Source organism: Actinoplanes sp. 13, assembly GCF_056134165.1.
Map to the genome: position 1 here is coordinate 448215 of NZ_JBVYOQ010000005.1, position 6074 is coordinate 454288.

Here is a 6074-nt window from a genome sequence, read left to right on the forward strand (position 1 = left end):
CACGGGCGACGACGGGACCCAACGCGCGTTCTCTGCGGCAGATCCGGATGCTCGCTGGGCGTGAATGGGGCTGGGTTTCGCGCGGTCAGGTGTTCTTGGCCTGCGGTTGCCTCATCCCCGGGGGTCGAGGTTGAGCGATCGGGTGCGTCGACGTCCGAGGCGAAACGCCGTGCGTGGGTGTGCCGCGCCATCCGGAACAGCGACCCGACTGGAACTGCGACGCTCGCACATCGTACATATGTACGATGTGCGACTTTTCGATTTTCGCCCTAGCCTGCGTGGTGACCGCCGCCGCGCCATTTGGCCGTGGATTCGCGGCGGCGGTCTATTGCCCCACTCCAGGTATTCGAGAAGGAGCAACGTGACAATCCTAGTAACCGGAGCGACCGGGAACGTGGGTCGCCAGGTGGTGGCCCGACTGGCCGAGGCCGGGCAGCCGGTGCGGGCGATGACCCGGCGGCCGCAGCCAGGTCGGCTGCCGGACGGTGTCGAGGTGGTCCAGGGAGACTTCGAACGTCCCGACACGTGGCCGGCGGTGCTGGACGCAGTGCGGTCGGTATACCTGTTTCCCTTCGTGTACGCCGCGACCGACCGTGGGTTCGTCGATGAGGCGGTCAAGGCCGGCGTGACCCGGTTCGTGGTGCACTCCGCGGCGGCGGCCGGGTTCGCACCCGGCACCGGAGGCGACGGCGCGCTCGGGCGGCACCTCACCGAGGAACGGGAAGCACACCGCGGGTTGGAACTGCTGGTGGAGGCATCCGGCGCTGAATGGACTCATGTGCGGCCGGGCCTGTTGGCCGCCAACGCGCTGCAGTGGGCCGACCAGATCCGAACCGGACGGGTGGTCCGCGGGCCGTACGCGGCCGCCGGCTACCCGGTGGTTCACGAGGCCGACGTCGCCGACGTGGCGGTTGCGGCGTTGCTGACCGACGACCATGTCGGTGCCGCGTACACCGTTACCGGCCCGGTGAAGGTCTCGCAGGCGGAGCAGGCCGCCGCGATCGGTGCCGCCATCGGCGTGCAGGTGCGGTTCGAGGAGCTCGATCCGGCCGAGGCGCGCCGGCAGTGCCTACGCGACGGGCTCGACGAGGAGACCGCCGACTGGATGATCGCGCTGCTCGCCGACGCGGTCGACGGGACGGGTGCGTTGCCGCCGACGGACACCTACCTGCGGGTGACGGGTCGAGCACCGCGCACGTTCGCCCAGTGGGCCCACGACCACGCCGCCGACTTCCGGCCGGAGGCGACACGATGACGATTCTGGTCACGGGTGCCACCGGCATGGTGGGCCGACACGTCGTCGCCGAACTGGTGAAGACCGGCCACCGGGTCCGCGCACTGACGCGGACGCCGTCAGCGGCGAATCTTCCGGACGGGGTGGAGGTCGTCGGCGGCGATCTGACCGACCCGACGTCCCTGGAGCCGTCGTTGCGCGGGGTGGAGCGGATGTACCTGTTCTCCGTCGGACGCACGGCGCGTGACGTCGTCGCTGCTGCGAAACGGGCCGGCGTGCGGCGCATCGTCGTGTTGTCCGGGGCGCTGGCCGACTCCGACTTCAGTGAGGACGGATACCTGGCGGTCGAACGTGCGGTCGAGGACTCCGGTCTCGAGTGGACGCACGTGCGCCCCGGGGAGTTCGCAGCGAACTGGCTGGACTGGGCCCCGACCATCAAGGAAAGTCTGGTGGTTCGCCGGCCGTACGCGGCTGCGGTGACCCAGCCCACCCATGAGGCTGACATCGCCGCGGTCGCCGCGAGGGTGCTCGTCGAGGACGGCCACGCCGGCCGAACCTACACCTTCGCCGGCCCCGAGGCGCTCACCACGGCCGCACAGGCCGACGCGATCGGCACGGCGATTGGTGCCACGGTGCGATTCGACGAACTCGATCCGGCCCGGGCCCGAGCCGAGTGGATCAGCAACGGCTATCCACAGACGTTCGTCGACTGGATCTTCACCATGTGGGCGGAATCCGCGCGTAACCCCGCCCCGACGAACCAGGAGTGGGCCGACGTCGTCCCGCACCTGACCGGCCGGCCCGCACGGACATTCGCGCAATGGGCCACCGACCACGCGGCCGACTTCCGGTAGAGCGTTCCTGGTGGGGTATGGCGGCCACCCGGCCGCCATACCCCACACGACCGTCGACCAGGACGGTCCGCGCCGAACGCTCTACCGGTGCATGACCCGGCGGGCAGACGCCGTGTCCGAGCTAGCAGACGCGGTGTTGGGTACAGGCTGTGAGACAGTCACTCAACTTGCTCTTCAACCTCCCGCCCCACCCCGATGTCGCTGCGGATGAGATCGCTGCGTCATCAAGGGCGACTACGGTGCGCGCCAGCGGCCGGTGCGCTCAGAGACTGGTGCCGAAGGGGTTGTTGATGAGATAGCGCCAGCGGCCATCGGCACCTCGGCGGAGGACGTCGGCGGCGACGCCGCCCAGATCGAGTTGGTAGCCCTGGTGGGCGGTGCCGCGCATCGACCAATCGACGATGAATGCCGAGATCACGGAGGTCGACGCGCTCATCGAGGCCCGGTTCGAGCAGCATCCCAGCGCCGAGGTTACCGACAGCCTGCCCGGGATGGGTTCCCGGATCGGGGTGGAGCTGCTCGCGGCCACCGGTGGCGACCTCGCGGTGTTCGGCAGCGCGGACCGGCTGGCCACGTTCGCCGGGTTGGCGCCGGTGCCACGCGACTCCGGGCGGGTCGCTGGCAACATGCGCCGCCCAACCCGCTTCCACCGCGGCCTACTGCGCGCCTTCTACCTGTCCGCGCTGGCCAGCCTGAGAACCTGCGCCGCATCGCGAAGCTACTACGACCGAAAACGCCAAGAGGGCCGAAACCATCAACGACCCTGCTCTGCCTGGCCCGGCGCCGAGCCAACGTGCTCTGGGCCATGGTTCGCGACGGAACGCTCTACCAGCCACGACCTGTCGACGCTGCTGCACCGTAATGGTCCGCCCAGGCAACTCACGAGTCTGCGGCTTCCGAGCGATACGGTTCAGGCGTGACGCCCGGTATCAGCGACGTTCCCTTGATCTTTCTCGATGTAGATGGACCACTGATCCCGTTTAAGAGCCGGTCGGTTGACCGAGCCGGCGGCGTCCTCACTGCGCCCTCGACCGAGGTCGGCAACCCTCTACTGGACCGGCTGGACCCGAAGGACGGCCAGAGGCTCCTTGCGCTGAAGGGGCATTTGGTTTGGGCGACGACATGGATGGCTGAGGCTAATGAAGTCGTCTCGCCGCGGCTCGGGCTTCCGCAGCTGCCCGTGGTCGAATGGCCGGACGACGATGAGGACCTAGGCAGAGGCCTGCACTGGAAGACGGCGTTTCTGACGCAGTGGGCCGGTGGTCGGCCGTTCGTCTGGCTCGACGACGAGCTGACCGACGCTGACCAGCGATGGGTCCTAGCGCATCACCCTGGGCAGGCGCTGCTGCACCGCGTCGATCCTTATGCGGGCTTGACCGAGGCAGACTTCTCCGAGGTTCGCCGGTGGCTCGAAACCCGAGCCGACGCCACCCGAGCGTCTTCGGGCAGCTGACGCTGCCCCTGCCCATAAGGACGAACCCCGCACCTCATGGGTTGACAACGACACTGGGAAGTCTCGCTACTCCGCGTTCGGATCAACTGGGACGAGTGGGATGAAGGCCCAGGCGGTTCGGGGTGGCGTTGCTGCGCGGCAGTGAGGTGCTGTTCGGGTGGGTTTGCCCGTTGCTACCAGAGCTATGACAATCTCCCTGCGCTATCTCGGCGTGCGAGACGTGGCGTATCGCGGTAGAGCACCGCGCCGCCGCCGAACGCCTGGCCGACGTCGCGGTCGGGAGCGACACGTCCGTCACGCGATGCGCGGCCTGGATGGCGCTGTTTCCGTCGCAGGTCACAGTTCCAGACAAGGCTGGAAGCCTAACGACGCGTGCTACACCCACACTTCTGGGCCACAGACGAGGTTGCTGTTGCATAGATGGAAGTGGGTGAACCGCGACCCGTCAAGAAGCGTCAATTGGCTGCAACGACCCGGCTGTGCCGTGAGCCTGCCACCGCTCTCCGATCCATTCTTCACCTTGGCGTAGTACAAGTAGATGAGCAGACCGCCGGTGGAGCAGGCGCTTGCGTTAGTACTCGTCACTGAGCCATATCCCCCCGAGATTTGCTGACTTGCTGCGCTGGCTGGGCCGCTCATAAAAGGCAGCGCAAGAACCCCCGCCATCGCGGCGGCGAGAAGTCTCCACCCGCGCAATCTGAGCGTGGCGGCGCTCGAAGACGTCGTGCTCGGTCGCGTAATCATCCCCAACATGCTGCTCCTCCCGCAATTCGATCTCACCTGAGGTAGATGCTCATCGATGGTAGAGGGAATGGTCGCGACCGGATAAGTACTGTCCTTGATCTTTCAGTGCAGGCGGGTTGCTGGCTCCCACCCGCTTAGTAGTCCAGCAGGAGATCCGTTTTAGGGTTCGGTGAGGGCTTGCCGGGTGTAGTGGCTGGTCTTGGCGGTGGCTTGATGGCGGCGCCGGTAGATGGACCAGGCAATGACGTCGGCCAGCCGTCTGGCTGGTTCGATGACCAGGGCGTGGAACAGTCGGCGGAGTTCGTTGACGGTGATGGCGATCAGGCCGTCCGGGCTCGTGGTGCTGGCCATGGTTGCTGCCGCGAGGAATGCGTGGGCGGCGATGACCAGGGTGGTCCAGCGGTGCCAGGCTTTCCATCGGCGGTGTTGATGCTGGTCCAGGCCGAGTCCGGTCTTCGTGGCTTGGGATGATTCCTCGACTCGCCAACGAGATCCGGCGACGGCGACCAGGTGGTGCAGCGGGACGAGTTGGGGTGACCAGCAGCGGTAGAACGCGAGCTCACCGGTGGTCCGGTTGCGGCGGATCAGCAGCCAGTGATGGCCTTGGTGCTGGTCGGCTGCCTGCGGCAGGGTGATGAATGCCCAGTCGTAGTAGCGGTGACCTTTCGCTCCGGCTCCGGCGGAGATCCGCTGCCACGCTGGTTTTGGGAGGCCGGCAGCGATCTGATCGGCTCGTTGGATGCCGAGGCCGGTCGGTGCCCGGTGTGAACAGGCGACTGCGAGGACATAGCCGAGTTGGTGGCCGCGTAGCGCGGCGGCAAGCTGGGGGTCGCCGCCGTAGGCTTCGTCGCCGGCGACCCACCGGCACGGCAGTCCGCCGGTGATCGCAGTCTCGATCAGCGGCGTGCCAGCTGCGGCTTCGTAGCGAAGGTGACGGTGTCAGGCACGCCTGCTTCAGAGCGTCGCCGCGGATCGTCGGCCCAGGATTTCGGCAGGTAGAGCGCGACGTCGACCAGGGTGTGCCCGAGCGGTGAGGCATAGGACAGGTGCACCGCGAGCTGGCAGTTCTCGATCTTCCCTGCGGTGCCGGAGTACTGCCGTTGCACGCCGACAGTCCGGGTGCCTTTCTTCAGATCACCGGTCTCATCGACCAGCAGCACGCCGTCGGGATGCCCGAGCCGGGCGGTCACGAAGTCCCGCACGTCAGCACGCACCAGTTTGTCGTCCCAGCTCGCCCGGCTGATCAGATCTTGCATGCCGCCGGGGCCGTCGTCGCCGGCGTGTTCGGCGATCGTCCAGCAGTTCTTGCTCGGCAACGGGGCCAGCAGGCCGGCGACGAAGTCCCGGACCCGGCGCCGAGGCTCGGGCCTGATGAAGCGTGCCTCGATCGTGTCCATCAGCTCGCTGAACAGCTCAGACCATCGCTGAGCGTCTACTCTGTAGGCGGCAGCCACCGCCGCGTTTTCGGTAGTCCACACAACCGCTGAGACTTGACGGTGGCTGCTTGCTGTCCACGAACAAACCCGCACCGTCACAGCAGCTCAGACCGGATCTCCTGCTGGAGTACTAGTGCGGGTCGATCGGATCGGCGAAGCATATGCCAGTTGGCAGCAGGCGATAGAGGCCTTCACCGTCACCGGAGACACGGTGCGAGCCGACTTTCCCCGTAGGTTGCTCAGCGATCTTCCACCCCTGGCGCCACAAGATGGCAGTTAAGAGCTCCTAACACGATCTGCTGAATCGATGTTGATCAGCGTCACGACGCGAAGATCGGTCTCGTTCGCTGGTC

Annotated in this window: 5 protein-coding genes and 2 pseudogenes; 4 read left to right on the forward strand and 3 right to left on the reverse strand. The window is 66.9% G+C overall.

Annotation, left to right across the window (positions count from 1 at the left end; all coding sequences use genetic code 11):
• The first annotated feature begins 361 nt into the window (after window positions 1–361).
• Window positions 362–1255, forward strand: coding sequence for an NAD(P)H-binding protein (locus tag AC0NH5_RS14600; RefSeq protein ID WP_474403763.1), 894 nt, complete (start codon window positions 362–364; stop codon window positions 1253–1255).
• Window positions 1252–2088: an NAD(P)H-binding protein gene (locus AC0NH5_RS14605; RefSeq protein ID WP_474403766.1), complete on the forward strand. Its 837-nt coding sequence runs from the start codon at window positions 1252–1254 to the stop codon at window positions 2086–2088. Before AC0NH5_RS14600 ends, AC0NH5_RS14605 begins: the two co-directional genes overlap by 4 nt.
• Before the next feature lie 262 nt (window positions 2089–2350).
• Here the strand turns inward: AC0NH5_RS14605 and AC0NH5_RS14610 are convergent, their stop codons facing one another.
• A complete protein-coding gene (locus AC0NH5_RS14610; RefSeq protein ID WP_474403768.1) occupies window positions 2351–2506 on the reverse strand; it encodes a hypothetical protein in 156 nt (51 codons plus the stop codon).
• Between AC0NH5_RS14610 and AC0NH5_RS14615 the strand changes: the two are divergent.
• Window positions 2490–2950 (forward strand): annotated as a pseudogene (locus AC0NH5_RS14615) (transposase); the annotation flags it as partial. The gene AC0NH5_RS14610 and the pseudogene AC0NH5_RS14615 sit on opposite strands and share 17 nt — an antisense overlap.
• Window positions 2951–3004: 54 nt before the next feature.
• Entirely contained in the window at window positions 3005–3541 is a 537-nt protein-coding gene (locus AC0NH5_RS14620; RefSeq protein WP_474403770.1) for an HAD domain-containing protein, read from the forward strand.
• 903 nt (window positions 3542–4444) lie between these two features.
• Here AC0NH5_RS14620 and AC0NH5_RS14625 read toward each other — a convergent pair.
• Window positions 4445–4636, reverse strand: a complete 192-nt coding sequence (locus tag AC0NH5_RS14625) for a hypothetical protein (protein ID WP_474403790.1) — start codon at window positions 4634–4636, stop codon at window positions 4445–4447.
• A gap of 9 nt (window positions 4637–4645) precedes the next feature.
• A pseudogene (locus AC0NH5_RS14630) lies at window positions 4646–5682 on the reverse strand (IS701 family transposase); the annotation flags it as partial.
• Between the last annotated feature and the right edge of the window lie 392 nt (window positions 5683–6074).